21 protein-coding genes are annotated in these 24,998 nt (G+C 34.2%); 9 read left to right on the forward strand and 12 right to left on the reverse strand.

The annotated features are described in order from the left end of the window. Positions 1 to 68: 68 nt before the first annotated feature. Entirely contained in the window at positions 69 to 1,589 is a 1,521-nt protein-coding gene (locus tag ERX46_RS03035; protein WP_207214105.1) for a cation:proton antiporter, read from the reverse strand. A gap of 317 nt (positions 1,590 to 1,906) precedes the next feature. Further along, a complete protein-coding gene (locus tag ERX46_RS03040; protein WP_130092505.1) occupies positions 1,907 to 2,431 on the reverse strand; it encodes a YceI family protein in 525 nt (174 codons plus the stop codon). Positions 2,432 to 2,527: 96 nt separating this feature from the next. Between ERX46_RS03040 and ERX46_RS03045 the strand changes: the two genes are divergently transcribed. Next, entirely contained in the window at positions 2,528 to 3,709 is a 1,182-nt protein-coding gene (locus ERX46_RS03045; RefSeq protein ID WP_130092353.1) for an oxygenase MpaB family protein, read from the forward strand. Positions 3,710 to 3,850: 141 nt separating this feature from the next. Here ERX46_RS03045 and ERX46_RS03050 read toward each other — a convergent pair whose 3' ends face one another. The 4 genes from ERX46_RS03050 to ERX46_RS03065 all read right to left on the reverse strand — a co-directional run bounded on the left by ERX46_RS03050 (position 3,851) and on the right by ERX46_RS03065 (position 7,976). Next, positions 3,851 to 4,726, reverse strand: a complete 876-nt coding sequence (locus tag ERX46_RS03050) for a pirin family protein (protein ID WP_130092354.1) — start codon at positions 4,724 to 4,726, stop codon at positions 3,851 to 3,853. Positions 4,727 to 4,955: 229 nt separating this feature from the next. Continuing rightward, the gene (locus ERX46_RS03055; RefSeq protein ID WP_130092355.1) at positions 4,956 to 5,768 is read right to left on the reverse strand and encodes an ion transporter; all 813 of its coding nucleotides are present in this window, start codon (positions 5,766 to 5,768) and stop codon (positions 4,956 to 4,958) included. Positions 5,769 to 5,965: 197 nt separating this feature from the next. Beyond that, entirely contained in the window at positions 5,966 to 6,535 is a 570-nt protein-coding gene (locus ERX46_RS03060; RefSeq protein ID WP_130092356.1) for a pentapeptide repeat-containing protein, read from the reverse strand. Positions 6,536 to 7,061: 526 nt separating this feature from the next. Further along, positions 7,062 to 7,976, reverse strand: a complete 915-nt coding sequence (locus tag ERX46_RS03065) for a mechanosensitive ion channel family protein (RefSeq protein ID WP_130092357.1) — start codon at positions 7,974 to 7,976, stop codon at positions 7,062 to 7,064. Between the two features lie 189 nt (positions 7,977 to 8,165). Here ERX46_RS03065 and ERX46_RS03070 point away from each other — a divergent pair, with 189 nt between their 5' ends. Next, on the forward strand, positions 8,166 to 9,998 hold the full coding sequence (locus tag ERX46_RS03070; RefSeq protein ID WP_130092358.1) for an AAA domain-containing protein: 1,833 nt from the start codon (positions 8,166 to 8,168) through the stop codon (positions 9,996 to 9,998). Positions 9,999 to 10,166: 168 nt separating this feature from the next. On the opposite strand, the gene ERX46_RS03075 is transcribed toward ERX46_RS03070, so the two are convergent. The 3 genes from ERX46_RS03075 to ERX46_RS03085 form a co-directional block, all read right to left on the reverse strand. Beyond that, a complete protein-coding gene (locus ERX46_RS03075) occupies positions 10,167 to 12,257 on the reverse strand; it encodes an alpha-ketoacid dehydrogenase subunit alpha/beta (RefSeq protein WP_207214106.1) in 2,091 nt (696 codons plus the stop codon). 104 nt (positions 12,258 to 12,361) lie between these two features. Then, positions 12,362 to 13,207, reverse strand: a complete 846-nt coding sequence (locus ERX46_RS03080; protein ID WP_130092359.1) for a class I SAM-dependent methyltransferase — start codon at positions 13,205 to 13,207, stop codon at positions 12,362 to 12,364. After that, the gene (locus ERX46_RS03085) at positions 13,207 to 13,797 is read right to left on the reverse strand and encodes a DUF3109 family protein (protein ID WP_130092360.1); all 591 of its coding nucleotides are present in this window, start codon (positions 13,795 to 13,797) and stop codon (positions 13,207 to 13,209) included. Before ERX46_RS03085 ends, ERX46_RS03080 begins: the two co-directional genes overlap by 1 nt. 216 nt (positions 13,798 to 14,013) lie before the next feature. Here ERX46_RS03085 and ERX46_RS03090 point away from each other — a divergent pair, with 216 nt between their 5' ends. The 5 genes from ERX46_RS03090 to ERX46_RS03110 all read left to right on the forward strand — a co-directional run bounded on the left by ERX46_RS03090 (position 14,014) and on the right by ERX46_RS03110 (position 18,574). After that, entirely contained in the window at positions 14,014 to 14,661 is a 648-nt protein-coding gene (locus ERX46_RS03090; RefSeq protein WP_130092361.1) for a YceI family protein, read from the forward strand. A 140-nt stretch (positions 14,662 to 14,801) separates the two neighbouring features. Further along, a complete protein-coding gene (porW, locus tag ERX46_RS03095; RefSeq protein ID WP_130092362.1) occupies positions 14,802 to 17,504 on the forward strand; it encodes a type IX secretion system periplasmic lipoprotein PorW/SprE in 2,703 nt (900 codons plus the stop codon). A gap of 11 nt (positions 17,505 to 17,515) precedes the next feature. Beyond that, positions 17,516 to 17,956 (forward strand): bactofilin family protein, encoded by a 441-nt coding sequence (locus tag ERX46_RS03100; protein WP_130092363.1) that lies wholly within the window; start codon positions 17,516 to 17,518, stop codon positions 17,954 to 17,956. Then, positions 17,956 to 18,201 (forward strand): AtpZ/AtpI family protein, encoded by a 246-nt coding sequence (locus ERX46_RS03105; RefSeq protein ID WP_130092364.1) that lies wholly within the window; start codon positions 17,956 to 17,958, stop codon positions 18,199 to 18,201. Before ERX46_RS03100 ends, ERX46_RS03105 begins: the two co-directional genes overlap by 1 nt. Further along, a complete protein-coding gene (locus ERX46_RS03110) occupies positions 18,179 to 18,574 on the forward strand; it encodes a hypothetical protein (protein ID WP_130092365.1) in 396 nt (131 codons plus the stop codon). The genes ERX46_RS03105 and ERX46_RS03110 overlap by 23 nt, the downstream gene beginning before the upstream one ends. Positions 18,575 to 18,761: 187 nt before the next feature. Here the strand turns inward: ERX46_RS03110 and ERX46_RS03115 are convergent, their stop codons facing one another. From ERX46_RS03115 to ERX46_RS03125, 3 genes are all read right to left on the reverse strand, one after another. Next, positions 18,762 to 19,277 (reverse strand): adenylyltransferase/cytidyltransferase family protein, encoded by a 516-nt coding sequence (locus tag ERX46_RS03115; RefSeq protein WP_130092366.1) that lies wholly within the window; start codon positions 19,275 to 19,277, stop codon positions 18,762 to 18,764. After that, a complete protein-coding gene (locus tag ERX46_RS03120) occupies positions 19,249 to 20,310 on the reverse strand; it encodes a lysylphosphatidylglycerol synthase transmembrane domain-containing protein (protein WP_130092367.1) in 1,062 nt (353 codons plus the stop codon). The genes ERX46_RS03115 and ERX46_RS03120 overlap by 29 nt, the downstream gene beginning before the upstream one ends. Before the next feature lie 403 nt (positions 20,311 to 20,713). Further along, positions 20,714 to 22,324: a T9SS type B sorting domain-containing protein gene (locus ERX46_RS03125; protein WP_130092368.1), complete on the reverse strand. Its 1,611-nt coding sequence runs from the start codon at positions 22,322 to 22,324 to the stop codon at positions 20,714 to 20,716. 485 nt (positions 22,325 to 22,809) lie between these two features. Between ERX46_RS03125 and ERX46_RS03130 the strand changes: the two genes are divergently transcribed. Continuing rightward, complete coding sequence (locus tag ERX46_RS03130; RefSeq protein WP_130092369.1) at positions 22,810 to 23,736, forward strand: UDP-3-O-(3-hydroxymyristoyl)glucosamine N-acyltransferase; 927 nt, start codon at positions 22,810 to 22,812, stop codon at positions 23,734 to 23,736. 4 nt (positions 23,737 to 23,740) lie between these two features. Further along, complete coding sequence (locus ERX46_RS03135; protein ID WP_130092370.1) at positions 23,741 to 24,982, forward strand: PP2C family protein-serine/threonine phosphatase; 1,242 nt, start codon at positions 23,741 to 23,743, stop codon at positions 24,980 to 24,982. Positions 24,983 to 24,998 lie beyond the last annotated feature (16 nt).

Consider the following 24,998-nt stretch of genomic DNA (forward strand, 5'->3'; position numbering starts at 1 on the left):
TTGTATCCCAGCCAGTCCCGTATTTATCGGGAGGGTCGACTTTAACTTAGCAATCTAATTCCCAAAAACTATTTCTTTGGCTCATCAATATCTTCGTCGCTATCTGAATCGTTTTCTAAATCATTATCAGTTTCATTCAGTGGGGAATCTTCTTTTTCAATATTTTGAGATTCAACACTTTCTTCCTCCGTTTCGTTGACTACTGAGCCAATTTCTGAAGCAATTTTGTCTTTAACTATCTCCTCTGCTTGATGGGCGTTTTCTAATAGTTCATCTTGCTTTTTATCAGTTGCTACTTTGTCTGTTTTTTCTCCAGTAACTTCTCCATCAGAATCCAATGATATACTTGCGTCAGAAGACCCCATAGACATTTTTTCTTTTATTCTGGTGAAGAATGTTTCATCCTTTTCTTTGTTGAACATCAATCCAATCATCATTACGACTACTGAGAGTAATATCACTTGCGTTATTAAAGTCTCACTAACGATGTCAATATTGTCTTCTGGTGCAATGTATAAGAACAGTAAGATGGTAATTAATCCTCGAGGAGCAACGAACATCAATGGCATTACCGGAACTTTAGATATTTTCAATTGAACAAAACGAATTAAAAAGATTAGTCCAACAATTCCTAATGTCCAATAGAATGTATCTAGGTCTAATAATTCCTCTGTATTAATAAGGAATCCGAACAATAAAAAGAACATTACCCGAACTAAAAAAGTACCTTCTCTTAAGATTTCATGAAATTTTGTGACTTCATGTTCCAGTTTATTAAGCTTAAACTTCTGTATGAATTTGATGCGTTTTATTTCCTCTAAATTCCCTAAGAACAATCCAAACAACATAATAAATATCAAGGCAGGTAAATGATAGATTTTAGAGATTGTATAAATAAGAATGACTAAAATGATAATAGGAATAAACTTAATCTGGTGATTTATTCTTGCTAATAAGTAGGATAATCCGATAGTTGCAATGAATGAAACAACTGCGATAATTAACAATTGAAGAAGGAAAACCCATAAAGAATCAAAATCAATAACAGTATTTCTAAATACGAAATCAAAGAATAGAACACCTAAAATGTCAGATAAACTACTTTCATAAGTAACGAATTCTTTATTTTTCTTACCTAAATTAACGGCACTTGGAATAGCAATAGCGGAACTAATAACGGTTAAAGGGATTGCTCCGATTAATGCTTTTCTAAAGTCAGGATCTACATAACCAGAGCCATAATGTATTTGGTAGTAATAAAATGCTCCAGCGAGTATAAACCCAAGTACCATCATTGGAATAAGTGCAACAATAATGGACTTTTTAATCATGGGGAGCTTGGACTTGTTGAACTCCAATTCCAAAGAGCCTTCCAAAACAATCACAATAAGTCCAATGGTTCCTAAGAATGGCAATAAACCATCTAGATTAGGAACATTGATTTTAAAAACATCAGTAATCTGATGTAATCCCCAACCTAAAATAAGTAAAAGAATAACAGAAGGAATTTTAGTTTTTGAAGTCGTAAGATCAAATATATATGCCACTATGATCAACACACAAAAGGCAATGATGAAAGTATTTGTCATGAATTTGGTTTAAATGTTTTTCGACTAAACTCCCAATAAAAGAAGATGAAAAACATAAATTTTGTTTTCTAAATATAACAAGAAATAAAAAACCTGAAAGTAAAAAGCTATCAAATTTATTGGTTTGGCTATAACCAGTTTTACAAGTTAAATTATATCGTGTTCTTAATGGTTGTTAGTAAGGTGATTGAACAGATTCTTGAATGTTATTTTATTGAATTAAAACTTTGATTTGAAAACTTAAATTATAAGATCCTTAAAAGGGCAAATGATAGCGGATTCAATGTTTTGTTAGGTCAATCAGCAAAGATAATTCCCTATTTTAATTGACATTTAATAACAATCGAAATCTCTTCTCCTATTGTTATCGTACTTGTGTCTTCGCCGATTTTATAATCAAGTCGGTTCACTTTTATACGGCCTTCTAGCAATTTGTTTTCAAAATTCATTGGTATTTTTACCGATTTAGTTACCCCGTGCATGCTTAAATTCCCTTCTACTGAATATGTATTTGAACTTTTTGAAATCCGCGAAGATTTGAAACAAATTTCAGGATATTTTTCTACATGAAAGAAATCTGCCGTTCTTAAATGGTCATCTCTTTTTTGATTGTCAGTATTTACTGAAGAGGCATCAATACAAACATCAATTCTTGATTGATCCAAGTTTTTGATATCAAATTTCACTTCACCCGAAAAGCCAGAAAAAGTTCCTTCTACTGTATTGACATACATGTTGTCGACTTCGAATTCAACGATGGATTTTTTGCTATCTATTGTTTGTGCCTCAATTGACTGATTAAAAAAAGCTAAGAATAAAAATAAGCTGAGTATTTTAGACATTTTGACTGAAATAATGATTTTCATTAAAAATAAGGTAAAATTTGAAGCTTTTCCTTTTAATATTTCTTAAATTATCAATTTGTAATTAAATCATCAATGAGTAAGTTTGAATTAACACCAAGATATAAAGATGCTGCACATTTCAAATCCTACTGGGAAAAAGGAAATGGAAAAAACATAATTGAATGGAGTCATGCAGAAGTGAATTTTGAGAATTTTGCAAAGAAATCAGATTTGTATTATCAAGTAGATGACTTGGGAGATCAAGTAATTCAAGATTTTTATGTGAATCAACCTTTTCATGAAGTAAATCAAAAAATTGAAAACTATATACGAAATGGAATTCCCAAAGATGAAGATGTTCCTGAAAGTGTAAAATCTTTATTTGAATTCTCTGAACAAGTTCCAGAATGGCTAGATCATAATTTGTTGAAATTAGGTGCTGAAGCTTGCATGAAAACTGGAAGAGATGCTTTAATGTCTTTGCGAGATTATTCTTTAATGGGTGGATATGATTATGCATACCTCAATAAACCACTTGTTTTTACCGGAGCATTAAAGAAAGGAGCGCTCAAAAGACTATCTGAAACTTTAGATTTTTGGGTAAATGTGACCAGATCAAATGCTATGGAAGTTCATGCAAAAGGATATGAATTTGCCATAAAAACACGTTTAATTCACTCTTATGCTCGTTTTCATCTCAAAAAGTATGTTAAAGATTGGGATTATGAAAAGATGGGTGAGCCTATTAATTTGTGGGACATGACAGCGACTTCTAACGGATTCAGTTTGGTGTTACTCCATGGATTAAAAAAGTTAGGAAACACGTTTACAGAAGAAGAGGAGCTGGGAATGTTCCATTTGTGGAAATACATTTCATATTTAATGGGGGTTCCTTTAGAACACTTGCCCGACAATAAAAAAGAAGCGACAGAAAGCTTTTATTTGTGGACATCCATTCAACCGCCTTCAGATGAGGATTCTGTTTATTTGGCACAATCGCTAGTGAAAGAGTCTTTAGAAAATCCAATTCTGCGTTACCAATACCAAAGAAATTTCCTGAATTATATTCACATTAGTAGTTCTAAGTTTCTACTAGACTCAGCAGTATTTGAAAGACTAAAACTTCCCCAAGTTTGGAATGCGAACTTTATTCCCAAGACACTGAAATTAGGAAACCGAGTGATGCAGAAATACCTTTCAAGGGAAACTCAAATCAAACGAGGAAATAAATTACAGATGCATATTTTAAAACAATACATAGGAATTACGAATTAAATCAATTACGAATTTTTAAATTATGCTTTTTGTATAATTTTAAAGCGCTAACTAAACAGATTTTAGATTTATATTATCTCATTTTTGAAAGACGAAAAATCAATGAACTTTTTAAAATCGTAATTCGTAATTGACAATTCGTCATTCTAATGTTCCGAATTTCCCTTCGTTAAAATCTTGAAAAGCCTCCACCAATTCTTCTCTCGTATTCATTACAAATGGTCCATGCGCTGCAATCGGTTCATTGATTGGTTCTCCACTCAAGACCAAAACTATTGTATCTTCTGTAGCTTCGATTTCAAAATGTTCACCATCTCTGTCCATTAATGCTAAATGTTCTGTTGGGATTTCTTCTTTTCCATTTACTCGAATACTACCTTCAATTAAAAGTAAAGTTGTCGTATAATTCGCTGGGAAATTAAATTCAGCTTTTCCGCCTTTCTTCAGTTTTGCATTCATCATGTGAATAGGAGTGAAGGTAGAAGCGGTTCCTTTTACACCTTGATGTTCGCCAGCAATAACTTCTATTGTTCCTGCATTATTTGGTAATTCAACACGACTTATTTCATCGTATTGAACAGCTTGGTATTTTGGAGCTGTACTTTTGTCTTTTTTGGGAAGATTTACCCACAATTGAACCATTTGGAATATTCCACCAGTTTTACTCCATTCTTTTTCGTGAAATTCTTTATGTAAAACACCTTTTCCGGCCGTCATCCACTGAATTTCTCCTTCACCAATGATTCCACCTCCGCCACTGCTATCGTGGTGTTCAACTTTACCTTTATAGGCAATAGTCACCGTTTCGAAACCTTTGTGCGGATGAACACCAACTCCTTTTGGTTTGTCTGCTGGTGGAAAAACATGCTTTGAATTATAATCCATCATGATAAACGGATCCATACTTTGCATATCCATTCCTTGAACTCCAGGAATGAAATTATGAACCCTAAATCCATCCCCAACAAAGTGAGGTGGATTGGGAGTTACTATAAAATCTACGTTTTTCGTTTTCATACTTAAAATATAATTACTGTTTAACAGTGTTTAATTAATTGATAATTACGAATTATGAATTAGAGAAAATTCAATGATTTTTAGCTTTTCAGAAAATATAATTAGTAAGTCTCAAACTGAATAACCGAAGGTCTAAACTTTTCCATTCAGCAATCTAAAAATTCGTAATTCTTCAAAGCCCTATCGCGTTAAGCATTAATAATTAAACATTAAAAATTAAATGTAAAAATTAACAATCATCTTCCCGAGTATCTTCTTTAATTTTCTTTTTACCAGCTTTCAAAAGCTTAGTTTCTACCTCTTTTTTGCTTTTTTCATTCTCTAATAAGGCTTCATCTTCTATTTGTCTGGCTTTTGTCAAAGCACTCGCTACCAAACCAGCTGGAATTGTTACAATACCAACTCCTACCATCAACATGAAAAATGTAAATATTTTTCCACCAACAGTTATGGGGTAAACATCTCCATATCCTACAGTTGTTAGGGTAACTATCGCCCACCAACCACCATGGAAGATTGAAGTGAATTTGTCTGGTTGTGCTGCATTTTCGAAGTAATATATTCCTGCAGAGGCAAGGAAAATAAAAATACCCGTCACGATAAGGAAAAGAATTACTTCCTCTCGAATTAGCTTCCAAACAATTTCAAAACGGTTGAGTGCCTTGTTGTATCGAATTAATTTAAAAGCTCTAAATATTCTGAATATTCTGAAAGCACGTAAAGCCATCAAATCGTAAGTAGCAGTTAAGAAGAACGGAAATATAGCAAGGAAATCTATAATGCCATAAAAGCTAAAAATATATTTGAAAGGATTTTTCGCAATGTATATCCTTATAATGTATTCAATCGTAAATAAAATAATGCAAACAGTTTCAATCCAAAAAAGGATGGATTGAGTTAAAGGAGAAATATTTGGTAAAGTCTCAATAGCATAAGCCGTCAAAGAAATGAAAATCAAAATTTGAACTACATTGTCAAAAATCTTCCCCTTCTTAGTGGTATTGTCATCTACAATTTTGCGTAATACATCTTTATAAGCCATTGAGATTTCCCTTTAGTCACTTTGAAAAGTAAAATTATATTTTATTTGTTAATAAGCGGGTTTTTGAAGAGATAAATAGGAAAGCGAAAATAATCATCCATTCTCACCTCTGAAAATTCATAATTCATAATTCAACATTCATAATTAATTTCACCGCGTTAACAATTAATTAATAATTAACCATTGACAATTATAAGTTATCCTACTTTTATCTGATATTTATTCAACAACCCAACCACATTTTGTTGTGAAAACTGAGCGCCTTTCATTCTGTTTTTTTCTGGATCTATTGAAAGATTGATTGCTGTTCTAAAATCTGCTTTAGCCAAAGTACAGTTGGTAAAAGTGGCGCCAGTGATGTCACAATCATCAAAATCAGCAGAAGTTAAATTGCAGTCTGTGAAATCAACTTCTTGAAGTTTACATTGCAGGAAAGAAGTTTTAACTAGCTTATTTGAGAAGAACGAAGAATGATTTAATAGACAATTATCAAATGATACTTGAAATAGGAAGTCACTGCATTCATCAAATTGAATTCCCAACATTTTACAGTTGATGAAACGAACATCTTGAAGTCCTGTTCCTCCAAGTTTTGTAGCACTTAAATTACAATCTTGAAACTCACAGTCAACAAATCGGATGTTGGTTAAGTCAGAATTAGCGAAATTACAATTCACAAAAGTACAGACTTCGTAATCTCCTCTTTCTAAACTTTCTAATGTGAAATCTTCCTTTTCGAAAGTTGTTTCCTCTACAAAACTTGCCATTTCCTTTGTTCTTTTAAGTATTCAGCAAAGATAAACCGAGAATGTGATGGAACAAATTATAATGGCTAATTAAAAAGATTGAAGTAGAAGGAAAGACATTTGATGTGATTTGAGGATTTTTAAATCGAGATTGCTTTTAATATCCAAAAAAAAATACCCTCCACCCAAATTATGAGCGAAGGGCAACTAAAACCAAACAACTTAATAGTGTTGATTAAACTGTCTGGATTGATTCACATCTTTAATATTTTTATCTTATTTAGTGTCCGAAAGAAAACTAAAGATTTTTAAGTCTTTGATAAGAAAATTTCAAAGACAAGGCGTTTGAAGTTTTTAATTGTCAGAAGATTAATTTTATAAATACGATGCCCTGAGCTGTGCATAGCCTGTCGAATTAAGCCTGTCGATGGGATTGCAATTAAAAATAAGCATAACACAGTATTTGGAGTTTTCTTGCAAAGACTATTTATATCATTTTTAGTAGACGTAAAATAACATGCTTTAAGTAGACGTAAAAATCACGTTATTAAATCGGTTTTTCAGTTTTCACATTCACCACAGGAATATTCACAATTTCAAATGTAGCAGATGCGAATTCCACTTTTCCTTCCAAATTGTGAAAGCGATGTTTTATTTCTTCGTTGAGTATGCTTTTCGTTGCTCTTCTTTTTTTATAATCAACAATGTAGCGCAGGTCAAGTTCTATCCAATTATCTGTTAGTGTAACCGCTAAAGTTGGATTAATTTGCGCATCTTCGATATAATATTTATGGACTACAGATTTCCATTCTTCTTGGGCTTGCCTAGCGTATTCTGAAAGATGCTTTGTGGCAATTTCAATAATTATTGACTTAGCTAATTCTACATCAGAACTATAGCGAATTGGAATTCTCACTTCATCCCAAACAAATGGAAAGTTTTGAGAATAGTTGTAAACGGGGCCTTTAAAGACAAAAGCATTACTGATTTTCACAATTCTTCCGCTGTAATTATCACTATTTACCCATTCGCCAATTTCCATCATTGTAGTGTAAATACTGTCCACATCAATGACATCTCCTTTAATTCCGTTCAATTCTATTCTATCACCAGGTTTGTAAACTTTAGAAAGTACAATGAAAAAAGAGCCGGCAATACTCAATATAAGTTCTTGTAAAGTAATGGTAATTCCCGCAGTTAATAATCCAATGGCCAGTCCAAAGTCTTTAATACTTCCTGAAAAGAAAAAGACAGTGACAATAAGCATTAAAATATATCCCAGAACTTCAATTCCCTTTTGGGACCTGTATCGCATGCCAACATTAGGAAGCCTTTTTTTGAGAAAACGTCTTAAAACAGTTATTAATATAAAAATAGAACCCATCCAAAGAACGTACTTACCTATTTTGACAAGAACAGGGAATTCCGTTGAAAAGTGTTTTAGTGCTTCTATAAGATCCATTCGTTTACTATTTATCATTAAAGTAAATGATTTTTTTTAAATTTTAAGCAGATATTTTGATTAATCCATCATTTTTCGTCCATCCGTTCAAATTTTCAAAGATGTATGGAACTTTTGCATACGTCCGACTAATATGAAAACCATCTTTAAAAATTAACTATTTTCGTAAACGTTAATTCAAAGTAGAATATGGAAGTAGGCACAGTGATTCAGGAAATGAGAGAACTTTTGCGTTTGGAAGAAGAAGCGCAAGAAAAAAAGTGGTTTGAACAAGATGTTTCACTGAAAGATTTACGAAGAGAAGGGATCATTTTACATCCTGTAAATATTCAAAATAAAAGCTTTGGATACACTGACCAACCTGTGATTACCGTAACTTTTCATACACCGGGCGGAGTAAATAATTCATATTATAGTCAAGGAACTCCAGTGGCATTATTTCTTCCTTCTTCAAATGAAATTTGTAACGGACAATTGCTCTCTATTTCGGATAGAAAAGCAGAAGTTTTATTGTACACCGACGATTTTCCAGATTGGATAGATGAAAAGAATTTAGGAATTAAAAGATTGCCTGATAACCGAACTTTTCAAATGATGCACAGTGTTTTAAAGCGCATCGATAAAGGAGAGGATAAATCGATAAAAGATCTTTTTGAATATGTTCATGGAATAAAAAAGCAAGCTGAAATCCAACCTTCTGAAAAGAAAATTAATATTGGAGATCATCTGAATGAATTTCAATTAAAAGCTGTTGAAAATGGATTATGTGATTTGCCACTTCAGATCATTCACGGACCTCCAGGAACTGGAAAAACAACAACAATTGTTGCGTTAATTCAGTCTTTGCGCAAACAAGGATTAAGTATTATTGCTTCGGCTCCAAGTAATGCAGCTGTGGATCATTTGGCACAACAATTATTAAACAGCGGACTCAAAGTTTTGCGTTTGGGAAATACTGCTAAAGTGAATAAAACAGTTTGGGAACATACGCCTGAAGGAATTTTAAGTCAGGATAAATACAGCAAGCAAATAAAGAAACTAAAGATTCAAGCTGCTGAATACCGTAAAATGGCGCATCAATACAAACGAAGTTTTGGAAAGTCAGAACGTGAACAGCGCAAATTATTATTCAATGAAGTCTATGCGATTCGTGATCAAATAAAATCAATGTCAAAGCATTATTTGTCCCAATTTTTTGACGCTGCCGATGTTATTTTAGGAACACCCATTGGATTAATGGATTCGATGTTGAAAGAAAAGAAATTTGATGTGGCTTTTCTTGATGAAGCCGGACAATGCATAGAACCTTTGGCGTGGTTAGTTCTAGAAAAAGCAAATCGCGCCATTTTAAGTGGTGACCATTTACAACTTCCTCCAACAATCATAAGTGATGAAGCAGCAAGAAAAGGATTAGCTACTTCTGTTTTGGAAAGAGCAATTGATGCAGGAGTTCAAAGAGATTTGTTAGAAATTCAATACCGAATGACGCCAGAAATAGCAGGATTTTCATCAAGATATTTCTACGAAGGAAAATTACAATCGCACGCAGCCTCGATTCCAGAATCAATGATTTTTTACGATACTGCTGGAGCAGGTTTTGATGAAAAAAGATTAGAAAATAGCAGGAGTACAGCCAATCCTGAAGAACTGAGAATTGTTGTAGAAAATGCAGATAAATGGATTGAAGAAGGCCAGACTGCTGTATTTATTTCGCCGTATTCGAGTCAAGTGGAATTAGCAAAAGCAGAACTTAAAAACATTGAAGTAAGTACAATCGATGCCTTCCAAGGTCAAGAAGCTGATGTGATAATTTTAAGCCTAGTAAGAAGCAACACCGAAGGAAAAATCGGTTTCTTATCAGATTACCGAAGAATGAACGTTGCCTTAACAAGAGCAAAAAAGAAACTCATAGTCATTGGAGACTCCGCAACTTTAGCCAATGATAAATTCTACCGAGAATTTGTTGAATACGCCGAAGAAGTTGGAGGATATCGGAGTGTATTTGAAATAATTACGAATTAAATAATTACGAATTTTAACCGCGGAGACGCAAAGGGAAGGCGCAAAGTTCGCAAAGTTTTTAAGCTAAAAAAGTGGAGAATAAATCCTCCACTTCAATTATAATACTCTAACCTTTTTTTTCTTCTCTGCGACTTTAGCGAAAACCTCCGCGACCTGCGCGGTTAAATTTTAGTATTCTATCAATTCTCGAAGCGCCTCCCCAACCTTATCCGCATTCGGCAATAACGCAAACTCTAAATCACTATGCAAAGGAATAGCTGGCGTATCAATCGCTCCAACAATCGCAACTGGTGCATCTAAATACTCAAAACATTCACGCTGAATTCTTCCTGCTAATCCCAATGTGAAACTCGCTTCAATAGATTCTTCAGTCACCAATAAAACTTTACTGTGTTTTTTCGCAGCTCCATAAATCGCATCCGTATCCAATGGACTTAAAGTACGTAAATCAATGATTTCAACTGCTCCTGGATAGTTTTTCGCAGCTGCTGTAGCCCAATAAACTCCCATTCCGTAAGTAATCACAGTAACACTTTCACCACTGTCAATTTTATCCTGATCAGCTTCCTGAACTATTCTCGCTTTTCCAATAGGTATAACGTAATCACTATCTGGTTCAACAGACATTGCGCCTTCAGTTCCTTTTATTTTTGACCAATACAATCCTTTATGTTCTAAAATTAGCACTGGATTTGGGTCGTAATAAGCTGCTTTCATTAATCCTTTCAAGTCAGCTCCTGTGGAAGGATAAACCACTTTTATTCCACGAATGTTAGTCACAACGGACTCCACACTTGAAGAATGGTAAGGTCCTCCAGAACCATAAGCGCCAATTGGAACACGAATTACTGAACTCACAGGCCATTTACCATTTGAAAGATAGTTACTGCGGCTCAATTCTGTAAACAATTGATTCAATCCAGGCCAAATATAATCGGCAAACTGAACTTCAACGATTGGTTTTAATCCAACAGCTGACATTCCAACAGTACTTCCAATAATGAAAGCTTCCATAATTGGCGTATTGAAAACGCGGTTCTCACCAAACTTTTTACCCAAAGTAGCTGCTTCTCTAAAAACACCACCTAGTCTTGCTCCAACATCTTGTCCGTACAATAAAGCTTCTGGATGTTTTTCCATTAACTCACGCACCGCAAATAAAGCGCAATCTACCATCACAGTTTTTTGCTTTCCTTTTGGCTCACGCTCACCTTTTTCTTCAGTGATTGGTGTAGGAGCAAAATAATGGTCTAATAAACTTGCTGGGTCAGGATCTTCAGCGTTAAATGCATCTTCATAAACTTGATCAACTAATTTCTTAGTTTCCGCTTCAAAGTTGATTAAATCCGCTTCGTCAATTCCAACTGATCTAGCCAGTTCTTTGATTTTTGGATAAGGATCTCTTAAAGCATGTTCATCCAAATCATCACGGTAAAATTCCATTCGAACACCAGAAGTATGGTGACCCAATAAAGGAACTTTCGCATGAATCAAAAATGGACGACGTTCTGTTCTGATCAATTTTAATACCTTTTGAATGGTGTTGTAAGACTCTTCAAAGTCAGAACCATCGATAGAATAAACTTCAACTCCTTTAAAGCCACGGGCATAATAGGCCATGTCTTGTGCTCTGATTTCGTCTGCACTGGCTGAAATATCCCATTCGTTATCTTGTACTAAATACAAAATTGGCAATTGCTTTAAAGCGGCCATTTGAAGTGCTTCAGAAAACTCTCCTTCTGTACAAGCGGCATCACCGATTGAACAAACTGAAACTGGGTTTTCACCGTTTAAGTCTTCCGCTAATCCTTCAATTTCTTTGTATTGCATTCCCATCGCAACTCCCGTCATTGGAATGGCTTGCATTCCTGTTGCAGAAGATTGGTGTGGGATTTTTGGCATATCCGGACGATTCAATGAAGGGTGAGAATAATAGGTTCTTCCTCCAGAAAATGGTTCGTCTTTCTTTGCAAATATGTGGAGCATTAATTCGTATGGCGTAATTCCCATACCTAATAAAATGCTGTCGTCTCTATAATAAGGAGCTACAAAATCCTGTGGCTTCAATTGCATTCCTAATGCCAACTGTATTGCCTCGTGTCCACGCGATGTCGCATGAACGTATTTACTTGTTACTTCTTTATGCGCCTCATACTTTTCGGATAGAGTTTTTGCTGTACACATCAACTCAAATCCTTTACGCACTGTAGATTGATCAATTTTCACTGTCTTCGTTTTGGCTGTATCTGTATTTGGCATATTTCTATTTTGGATGGCTAAGATAGTGATATTTTTTTGTTTTTAAGGCATTAATTTGTGGGCATTATGTGGGGCGATATGTATGGGCGATTTGCAAATCGCCCCTACCTATACGCCCTCAACAAATGCCCAAAAAACATGTCCTTACCTGTAAAAGTCTTTTTCCACAACTCCGAAATCTCTACTTTTTTGAAATGCTTTTTCGCATAGTAATTGATTTCCTTCAATTTTACTTTTGGCGAATATGTATTGAGAATCAATAATCCACCAGGATGTAAAAGTTGTGATGCTACTTCAATTAAACCTTCGAGTTTTTGTTCTATTTTCCATTTTTCTTTGTTGGCACCAATTCCCCAAGCGGGTGGATCCATGACAATTAAATGGTATAAGTTTCCTCTTTTAAGTTCGCGTTCTGCATATTTTAAAGCATCTTCATGCATCCATCGAATGTCTTCTAATCCAGAAGCTTCCATGTTTGATTTTGCCCAAGAAATCAGTTGTTTGACAGAATCTACATGTGTAACTTCTGCTCCTTTTGATCTTGCAACAACAGAAGCTGCTCCCGTGTAGGCAAAAAGATTCAACATTTTCATTCCAGGCTTAGCAAGATGATTTGAAATCAATTTCCAGTTGGTTACTTGCTCTGGGAAAAGACCTACATGCTTAAATTTAGTTGTTTCTAAATTGAATGTCAAGTCCTTAAATTGAATTTTCCACTCTCCTTCAGGCAATGCCTGACGAGTAATCCAATTTCCAGCAGTGTTTCCTTTTGGAACGAATTCTAAATGTGCTCTTTTATTCCATTCTTCCTCTGACATTCCAGGCTTAAAATACGCTTGGCGCTCTGGACGAATAGTTACAATATTTCCCCAGCGTTCTAATTTCTTTTCATTTCCTGCATCGAGAAGTTCATACTCTGACCAACTTTCACTATATGTTTTTTCAACCATTATTGATCTTTCTCGTTTTGCTTTTCTAATTCTTTGTGCACTTGTTTCAATGATTCGTAAAATTCATCGCCATAAGCACGCGTAAGTGGTGCTTTTAGGAATTGGTAAACGGGAATGTTTAATTGCTCACCTAAAACGCATCCAGGTTTACAAATATCAATTTCTTCGTAATTAAGGGCTGTGAAACTTTCGTATTTCTTAGCACGAATAGGGTAAAGCTCACATGAAATTGGTTTTTTCCAATCCACATCACCGTTTCTGTAGGCTTGTTCAATCGTACATTTTGTGGTTCCATCAGGATCATAAGATACAAAAGCACATGCACCGCCTTCAACTAAACTTGTTACAGGTTCATTAAAACGGTCAAGATAGAAAACACCATCTTTTTCGACTTTCGCTATTCCTTCTTTTGTCATGTAAGGTTTCACTTTTGGAAAGATTTCCTCCATGATTTTGATCTCGTCATCTTCCAATGGTGCTCCATCGTCCCCTTCAACGCAGCAAGCGCCTTTACACTTCGATAAGTCACACACAAACTTGCGTGAAAAAATCTCATCGGTTACTATTTTATCGTCAATTTCTATTAACATGGGACAAATTTACCGAAAGGAAATGACCTTGCATAAAATAATGTGTGAATTGTTTGATTGTGGGTCTTTTTTTAGAATAATCAATAAAAACTCTGCCGATTAATAAACGCAAAATCCTTATAAATGTCACTTTTATTCAACCCTTGAAAAATTCCCTACCAATGGATTAGAAATTAGCCTCATTTCTTCCTATATTTATCAAAAATACGAGAGGTTATGATGAAAAATACAAAATTTTTATTTATCGCTTTGGCAGGTTTGATGATTTCAAGTTGTGCTGAAGGAACGGATGATACTGCTAGTGCAGATGTTGATAACAAAGAAACTTGTTTATACAGTTATTCGGCAGAAAATTCTGAGCTAAAATTCACGGCTTATAAATTTTTAGGTAAAACTGGAGTTGGTGGAACATTCAATGAAATCAATGTAAAAGGTGGTGAAGAAAATGAAAGCGCTATTGCAGTTCTTGAAAGCTTAAGTTTTGAAATTCCTGTTTCTAGCATCGCAACAAAAGATGAAGGGCGTGATGAGAAAATTAAAGAACATTTCTTTGGTCAAATTAACACTCCTACTTTAACCGGTAAAGTGGTAAGAATAAATGAAGAGGCAAATAGCGCTACTTTAATTATTACGATGAACGAAGTAAGTAATGAAGTGAGAGGAAAATATACATTAAACGATGGTGCTTTTACTTTTGATACAGAAATTAATGTTAACGATTGGCAAGCAAATGAAGGGATTGTTCGTTTGAATGAAGTGTGTAAAGATTTACATACGGATCATGCAAATGGAGATACTGAGTCAAAATTATGGCCAGATGTAACACTTTCTTTTGTAACACAATTGAAAAAGAATTGTAATTAGAATAAACGATATTATTAAAAAAAGCCAGGGTTTGCTCTGGCTTTTTTGTATTAAAGAAATAAATATCAAAATTTAATAATATTTTTGTCGGTTTTGAGTTAATTATACCAATTGGTAACAATAGGGAGTAGAAGAAATTTATGAAACGTATTAAAAACAAACGTACAACAATTGGGATTTTAGTAGCATTTTTTGCTCTGACTCTAATAATTGGCGCATGTTCGACAGAGAAAAATACCTTTATAACGCGTACTTATCACAGTACAACGGCAAAGTATAATGGGTATTTTAATGCTAAAGAACTTATTAGGATTGGATTAGAAGATTATAGAAAGAATTATAGAGAAGACTATAATAAAATCTTAGCTATCGAATTAATGCCGAATGAGGATGATGTTGTTGATTTTTACCCAGTTGTAGATACAGCAATTGCAAAATGTCAAACTGTGATTTCAAAACACAGTATGCCTACTTCATCAAAGCCTTCTAAAAAGAAAACCGAACATGCCAGATGGATAGATCAAAATTGGTTTATTATTGGTTATGCGAATTATATTAGAAGAGATTATGACCAAGCTTTAAAGAATTTCGAATATATCCGGAAATTTTATGTGGATCGTCCAAGTACCTACACAGGTCAATTATGGGAAGCCAAAACCTATATTAAAATGGGTGATTTGTCTGAGGCGACTAGAGCTATTCAAAAACTAGAGGTCAGAGCCAATAAGGTTGTTATGGCGGATATTGAAAAGCCTAAAAAGAAGAAAAGGTCTAAAGCGAAATATGCGAAAAGCAAAAGTTCAGACGAAGATGATATTCCTGAATTACCTAAGAATTTTGTCTATGAATTTGCGAAAGTTAAAGCAATGTTAGCTTTGGCTAAGGATGATTCGCAAATCGCAATTGAAGAATTAAGAAAAGCATTGGATAAAGCACCTAATAAAGTGGATAAAGCTAGATTAAGTTTCATTTTAGGTCAACTCCTTCAACGAGAAGGTGATCCCGGAGCTAGGGCGTTTTATACACAAAGTATAAAAAAGAATGCCTCTTTTGAAATGAGTTTTAATGCTAAAATCAATAGAGCTGTTGTGAGTGACCTCAATGATCAAGCAATGATTGAAGAGCTTGAAGACTTAGCAAAGGAGGAGCGTTACTTAGAGTTTAGAGATCAAATTTATTTTGCAATGGCAAAAGTAGAATTGGGAAGAAACGATAGGACAGTAGCGAAATATGACTTAACGAAATCTGTATTTTATTCTTTAAATAATCCACGTCAAAAAGGGGTGAGTTATGAAAAGCTTGGTGATTTGTCTTTTGAAGAAAAGAATTATGTTTTCGCTCAAAAGTATTATGACAGTTCAGCAAAAGTAATTCCTGAAACGTATTTTAATTTTGAAGTTATTAAAAACAAAGCCGATAAATTAGCCAATCTTGTAGAAGATATTGATTTAATCACCTTTGAGGATAGTGTTCAAAGAATTGCAAAAATGGGAGAGAAAGACCGTGAGCAATTCTTGAAAGATGTAATTAAACAGATTCAAAAAGAAGAGCAAGAAAAAAAGGAAAGAGAAGCTTTACGTGCTGAACAAATGCGTAAACTTCAACAAACCTACGCTGAACAAAATCAAAAAACAGGAAGTAAATGGTATTTTTCTAATCCAAAAGCATCAAAAGAAGGTTTAGAAGAATTTAGAAGAATTTGGGGGCAAAGAGAAAATGAAGATTATTGGAGATTGTCGAAAAAACCAGCAAGAATTGCATTTGACTTTGTAGAAAATGACACTATTCCGCAAGACTCTCTAAAAGGAGGAGCGGACGTTGCCGAGAAAGTTGCGGCTGATGAGCTGACTGTTGAAGGTTTGCTGACCGATATTCCACTTACCGATTCATTAATGGCATTGAGTAATGAACGACTTTTGGAAGCGCTTTATAGTTCGGGTATGATTTATAAAGAGCAATTGGACGAGAGCCAAATGGGAGCTGTTCAATTTCAGCGTGTTTTAGATCATAATATAGAAAATGAACACAATGTACTTTCCGCGTTCCAGTTGTATACTATAAATGAGAAAAGCAGTAAAGCGGGTCAATATGAAACATATATTTTAAACAACTATCCAAATTCTGATTACGCCAATTACTTGAGAGACCCTGATTATTTCATTAAGAAAAAGGAACGAGATGCTTTAGCGTTGAAAGATTATTTAAGATCAGTTACCCGATTCGAGCAAGGATTGTTTTATCCTGTAATTCTTAAAGCTGAAAAAGTAATTGATGAAGAGCCAGATAATGTCTTTAGAAAAGAATATTTCTTACTAAAAGCAATGGCAATGGGACAAATAAATCAAGATAAAACTTCTTTATTGCCTGTTTTGGAACAAGCTATTTTGGAATATCCTGAAACTGATGTCGCTATAAGATCTCAAGAATTAATTGATTTAATTAATAACGGTGTGCCTCCTTTCGAAGAGTTTACTGTCACTGATGCAGAGTTATTCTCTATGGATTCAAAAGAATACTATGTACTTGTCTTTTTGGAGGAAGGACAGAATGGCAATAGTTCAGCAAACAATGTTTCTAACTTTAACAGAGATTACTTTAGCCGACTTCGTTTGACTACTTCTTCGCAGATTTATGATAAAATCACTAGTTTTGTAATGATAAAGGATTTTATCTCAACATCAGATGCGAAAGATTATATTCGTGATTTTAGAAAGACAAAACGACATATAGGCAATTTAATGGAGAATGAACTGATGTTTATTTCGAGAGAAAACTTTAAAGTTATGCTACAGAAGCTAAAATTAGTTGAGTATAGAGAATTCTTTGAGAATACATACAAATAAAATTTTGATCAATGTTTAAAGGGGAGAAAGGTAAATCCAAACCAGAAAGTCCAGACAGGCTTAATAGATTGGTTGCAGGTACTAAGTTAACAGGAGATTTGACTGCCAATAGTAGTCTTCGAGTGGATGGAGAAATTGTTGGAAATATAGAATGTAAAGGCAAATTTGTTCTTGGACAAGACGGAGTTGTAGCGGGTAATATTAATGCAGCAGAAGTTGAAATAGACGGGAAAGTTGAAGGTCAAATTAATGCAGAAGTACTCTTGATTTTACATCAAACTGCAGTCGTTCATGGTGATATTCAAACGGGTAGAATTGTAATTGAAGACGGTGCTCAAATTGAAGGTAATATCCAAACAGGAGATGCTGGAAAGAACAGCAAAGGTATGTTTGGTAAGAGCATAAACAAACCTAACGGGAAGAAATTAGAGACTTCAGAAGCGGTCTACTAATGGAAGTCGAAGAAGGCGATAAAAAGCGCGTTAACAGCTATGTTAAGTTTTCTGGAATGGCGATTCAAATGGGAATTGTCATTACAGCTGGTGCACTTGGGGGGAATTGGCTAGATGAAAAACAAGAAAATGAGTTTCCTATTTGGACACTTGTGCTAACACTTTTAGCTATTTTCGGTTCACTTTATCAAATCATTAGAGCAGTAATAAAATTGGGTAAAGATGAAGATGATTCTAAAGGATAATTTGGTTTTTGCAACTTTCTTTGCAGGTATAGCATTAATCCATTATGGAATATATGAAATGTATCCTTCAATCTATTTTGGTGATGAGATTATTTTATCCTACGCTCTATTGTTTATCCTCAACAGTGTTGGGGCCACCATATTTTATTTAGGAAACAATGGAACATTCAAAATAGATTTTGCGCAATTGTATCTTGTATTCACCACTATTCAAATGTTGGGTTGCTTTTCCTTTGCTGCTTATGTGAAATTCAAATTTGAGGAAAATGCTAAGGTAGCGTTGATTCAATTTGTAATCCTGTTTTTTGTATCATTGGTTTTTCAAACCATTTATTTGGTAAAAACGAAAGTAAGAAAAACAATTACAGATTAATTAATTTTCAATTCCGAATTTCCGATGTATCTTACTCGAGAGAGAAGCCATAAAGTCTGTTGTAAATCTGTAAGCATTTTCTAATCCTTGAATTTTTCAATCCTTGAATCCTTGAATCAATATCGAAACGACAAAGTCCAATCAACACCCCGTTAATAATTAAACATTAATAATTAACCATTACAAATCAGCGTTCTAGTCGCGCAATTATCCCCGTAGTTGAAAAACCTTCTTCTAACTCAATTGTAGCTACTTTTCCGCCTAATGCTTTTATTTCTTTAGCACCAACAATGTATTTTGGATTACTTTCATCCGTTACTTCTGCGTCATAATCTGCACCTTTAACAAGGATCGATGGAGCTATTTTATTGATGAGTTCTTTAGGTGTGTCATTTTCGAAAATAACTACTAGATCAACCACTTTAAGTGACGCAATAATTAATGCACGTGATTCCTCATCGTTTACTGGTCTGCCAGGTGCTTTGTTTAGTCTTTTTACACTTTCATCAGCATTCACTCCTACAACTAAATAACTTCCTAATGAGGCTGCTTTAGCTAAGTAAGTAATGTGACCACGGTGTAAGATGTCAAAACATCCGTTTGTGAAAACAACTTTTTTATCATCATCCTTCCAAGAAGAAATAATCGCTTTAGCTTCTTCCTGAGAAACTAATTTATGCTTGATTTGCTCCCACTTTGTCATCGCTTTCTTTTTTATAGTTTCTTGGTAATAGTGCCAAAGATATTAATCCTAATAATATCATTAATATGGTTTGTGACAACCAAATAATCATTCCCAATGCTTTCCCGATTCCTTCTGCTTGTTCCTTTACTTCAAATTGATCTCCAATGAAATAGATGACTACAATTCCAACCAAATATGGGTATGCTCCAATTCCTCCACTGGTAAACATTAATCCAAGTGAACCTGCTATAAATCCTATTAAAACTCCGTTGACAGGGAAGTTTTCTGTTTGCTCGAAAGCCTTAAAGCATACTCCGAAAAAGAAGACATACATTGCCCAAATCAATACCGTATGAAAGATAAATTGAAAAGGTTTCTTCGATTTTAAAATACCAAGAACACCATTCATAACGTCTTTGACAAATTCAGTGATTTTTGTTCTAAATTTCTCAATTTTCACCCATAAAATAGCAAAAAGTAGTATTCCTCCAGCAACAACTGAAATGATGAGGTTCAAAATCCATTGTTTACTTTCTGGTTCTACACCATCTTCTGGAGCTCCTGCAACAATAATGTCTTTAACAGCAATTAAATCATCAAAACTAAGGACAACCGTTATTAATACAACGACTCCTAACATTACCAAATCGAACATTCTTTCGGCGATAATAGTTCCAAAACTCTTTGAAAATGGGATTCTATCTGTTTGATACAATAATGCAGGTCGTGTTACTTCGCCCGCTCTTGGAATAAGTAGATTGACTAAATAACCAACCATCATCGCATGATAACGGTGCCAGAATTTTGGGAAATAACCCAGTGGTTCCAATAAGAATTTCCATCGGTAAGCACGAATTAAGTGACTCACGAAACCCATAAACATAGAAAGTATTATCCAAAAGTAATTGGCTTCCTTTATTGCTTTGAAAAAGATGTCCTTGGTAGGCTCATCCATCGCATTGTAAAAATGCCAAGTCAAATAAAGACCAATTGCTAAAGGGAAAACAACCTTAATAATTGATATGATTTTTTTATTGGTGCTCTTCGCCATTATATAGATTCTGTTTTAGCCAACGAAGATAAAATTTTCTACCGATTTAACTTTAAAAAATCTTACGAATAGATATGGTAAAAAGGAACAGAAGCATTATGGACTGAAAGTACCATAGGTTCAAATGAGAATAAAATTCTATAACTATCAAAATATTTAGATATTAGATGTTAGACCATGGACTTTTAGTCTATTGTCTAACATCTAAAATCTATTGTTTGATATAAACTTGTTAGAAGCTAATTCCGATAACTATCGGAAGAGATGCACTAATCCCGATGGCTTATCGGGAGCATAGTTTTAACTCTTTCTGAGATCAATAAAATTGAGGTCTGTTGTTTTATCCACAACTAATCAGTGCTTCTAATAGCAATAAGGGGTTCAATATTGCGTTTAGTTGTGCCTATCTAGCTATCTGTACAAAACCATGTTCATTAATGGTTTTACCACTCAGGTCAGTAAGGTTTATTTTGTAAAAATAAGTTCCATCACTACAATCTGTTCCACTGTTATTTACCTGACCGTTCCATTCAAAATCAACTTTGTTACTTTCGAAAACCACATTTCCCCATCGGTTAAGAATAACCACTTCTAACGACTTAATATTTTCATTAAGGGTCAACTTAAAAAAGTCATTATCTCCATCGCTATTTGGTGTGAAAATATTTGGAATTTCAAGATTTACAATCGGATCTGTAACCGTGATGAAAGCATTTGTTGTGTCTGAACAATTGTTATCATCATAAGCAATTAAGGTTACGATATAAACTTCAGGTTCGCTATTTGGGAAAATATGAATTGGATTTATATCAAATGAATTCGCTGAATTATCTCCAAAATCCCATAAATAATTACTCGCATTTTGTGATGTATTTGTAAACTCAACTTCAGTGTTTTCTGTAGTCGTTGTGGTTGGACTAGCAGTGAAACTTGCAGTTGGGCCATTAATTTCTAAATCAATGGAAGCGCTTTCTTCACAAGGGCTCATGCCAACAGTATAAGTGTAAGTTCCGCTATTCATCGTTGTTGCATCAAAAGTTCCAAGATTCCCGCCAGTTAAGTTTGAAGGTCCAGTCCAAGAACCATTATTGTCTGGATTTCCTCCCAAAATATCAAATAAATCTATTGATGCAGCACCAGGACACAATTCTACTGAGTTGTTTGTTCCAGCATTATTGTCTGTAATTAAAACAGTAACACTAGCACTTTCTTGACAAGGCGCATTTCCTACGGTATAATTATATGTTCCTGGATTCATAGTCGCAGGATTGAAAGTTCCAAGATCTCCACCAGTTAAGTTGGATGGACCAGACCATGTTCCTCCATTTATTGGATTTCCTCCCAATTGATTGAATAAATTAGATATTCCAGAAGAGGCACAAACATCTAAATTTCCGTTTGTTCCTGCATCAGGTGAACCACAATTCACTGTAACGTCGTCAATTCTCCAGTATTCAGAGTTAGACCAACATTGTACAGAAATTCGTAATTGCAAACTATTTCCAACTGCAGGAATACAGCCAGTAGAATAAACAGTAGAATTGACATCATCAGAAGCGATAACATTAAAACCAGCGCAAAGACCTGAGCAGAAATATGAATTGTTTGGATCAACCCATCCAGTTCCATCAATATTATATTGAAAACGTACCCAGTCAACCGAGTTGCAGTCTGTTCCGCAACCTTCCATTGTTCCCAAGCTTTCCACATTGAAACTGATTTCTATATTACCACAATTTGAAATATCAATCGGATTATCCGTTTTCCAAACCGCTTCTCCATTCGTGTCTTGGCCTTCAAAAGCACCTGATTGTATTTCCCAATGATCGCCATTCAAACATGTAGGACAAGAAGATGACCAATTTACACCATTTGCCGTTCCAGAAGTTGTTCCGTCAGCGCCATTAAAGTTTTCTTGAAAAATGATTTGTGCATTGGTGTTGAAGCCAATAAAAAGAAAAATCACAATTACATTTAACGTATTCCAAATTTTAACTTTACTTAATTCAATCATTTTATATTTACGCTTGTAATCGATTAATATTGTAGTACAATTATATAGTGAGACTTCAAATTGGTAATATGTCTCAAAAAAAAACAGAATGCAAAGAAATGGTTTTTATTTCAAGTGTCTGTTACTAGAACATTAAATTTTTGAATTCTTGATGAATATCATTTTAAAGAGTGGGTTTAGAATTTTGGAGATTGAATGGTTGATTTGTTTGCGTTTCAAATTATAATATATCAATTAGAGTAAACCCAATGATAACGCTATGGGTTGAATACAGTATAAATGCCCAACGGTCTGAAGAAGCAGCTCATCAACTTTTTTTATTGGTTAAGTAGGATTCATAATTTTGAGATAAAATAACCTTGTCGTTATAAACGTAATTTATCAACCTTACTAACACCATCAAGCTTACAACTATTCTCAAAATCGGAAAATAGTACACAGATTCTTTATAATTTTACTCAATTAGCCAATTATTATCTTGAGTTATGAAATTACAAGAACCAAAAACATTAAAAGAAATAGCTGAATTCTTAAACTGTGAATTTTCAGGAGATCCAGCTCATTTGATAACAGGATTAAACGAAATTCATCGCGTTGTAGAAGGTGATGCAGTTTTTGTTGATCATCCAAAATACTATGACAAAGCGATAAAAAGTAAAGCAACCACTATTTTAATTGATAAAGAAGTGGATTGTCCAGACGGAAAAGGACTTTTAATTAGTAAACATCCTTTTGATGATTTTAATAAATTGACTAAGCATTTTAAACCAGTGCATTTTATGTCTGGCCCTATTGGAGAGGATTCTCAAATAGCGGATTCTGCAATGATTTATCCTAATGTAACGATTGGAAACAATGTAACAATTGGAGAAAATGTTCTGATTTATCCGGGAGTTGTAATTATGGACCGCACAATAATTGAAGACAATGTAATTATTGGAGCTAACACTGTAATTGGTCACAGTGCATTCTATTATAAAAAGAAAGAAACAGGTTATGACAGATTGCATACCTGTGGAAATGTTCACTTAAAAAAGAATGTTGAAATTGGTGCGTTGTGCACAATCGATGCTGGAGTAACAGATTCTACAATTATTGGAGAAGGTTCAAAACTAGATAATCAAGTTCAAATTGGACATGATACCGTGATTGGTAAAAATTGTTTAATTGCTGCAAATGTTGGTATTGCTGGTTGCACAGAAGTTCAAAATAATGTTACCATTTGGGGACAAGTGGGTTGTGCAAGTAATGTAGTGATTGGAGAAAATGCAGTGATTTTGGCTCAGTCTGGAATTTCTAAAAGTTTAGCACCAAATAAAACATACTTCGGAAGTCCAGCAAAAGATATTCGTTTGATGTACAGAGAAATGGCTGCTCTCCGTAAGTTGCCAGAAATCCTTGAGAATATGTAAAGTAATGAAGCGAAATTCTATCATTCAAGCACTGAAACAAGAGTTAAAGTTTAAAGACTTTGAGTTAAACTCCTTGCTTGAAATTACGAAAGGAATCAATTCAGATCAATCAATAGATTACCTTCTTTCTGTTTATGAGTTTATCCTTAAAGAACAATTAGGACTCCAACAGTTTGTGCTTTATAAAAAGCAAAAAGTTTGGACTCATTTAATAAAAACAGGAGTTAAAGGAAGAATCAAGGACATTAATATCGAGCGGGATTTACTTCGTTTTCAGGAAATCACTTTAATTGAATCTTCCAGCAATAAAGAATTGAATCAGTTTGATGTTGTTATTCCTGTTTATCATCAAGAAAAAGCCTTGGCCTTTCTTTTACTCAAAGAGCAACGTGGGAATCGGAAAAGCTATAATTTTTCGAGTTCTATTAATGAATTGTCTTTTATTGAAACATTGACCAACATCATTGTGGTAGCCATTGAGAATAAGAGAATGAATAAACAAGGCCTGATTCAAGAAAGAATTAAAAAGGAATTAGAAGTCGCCTCTGAAATGCAAAAACTACTTTTTCCAGATGATTTACCTTCTGATAAAAGATTGGATTTGGCAGCAACTTATACCGCTAGGCACGAAGTCGGTGGGGATTATTACGACTTTATTCGCATTAGTGAAGATGAATTTATAGTTTGTATTGCAGATGTTTCAGGAAAAGGTGTTGGAGCTGCAATGTTGATGGCTAATTTCCAAGCAACCATTCGAACTTTATTGAGCTTCGAACAATTTGATTTGGAATACTTGATTCGAGAACTCAATAAAAAGGTGATGAAAGCCGCAAAAGGGGAGAAGTTCATTACTTTTTTTATCGGAAAATATAATTCTAAAACGCGACTTTTTAAATACGTGAACGCAGGACATAATCATCCAATTTTGACCAATGGAAAAAGAGCTCAATTTTTAGATAGTGGATCAATTGGCTTGGGAATGTTAGATGAAATTCCATTTATAGAGCCAGATGAAGTAATCATTCAACCCAATTCTACTTTGATTCTATATACAGATGGAATTGTTGAACTACAGAACAAAGCTGGGGAATATTTCCAAACGGATCGATTGATTAAATTAATTCATAGTTTCTATCCATTAAAAATGGAAGATTTGAATAACCTTATTTTTTCGAAGCTAGATGAATTCAGAGAAACAGAAGAGCTTGTGGATGATACAGCAATATTCAGTTGTAGAATATTCTAAAATCCAATTTTAAAAA

It is taken from the genome of Brumimicrobium glaciale (assembly GCF_004152935.1).
In the GTDB taxonomy this organism is placed as follows: domain Bacteria; phylum Bacteroidota; class Bacteroidia; order Flavobacteriales_D; family Crocinitomicaceae; genus Brumimicrobium; species Brumimicrobium glaciale.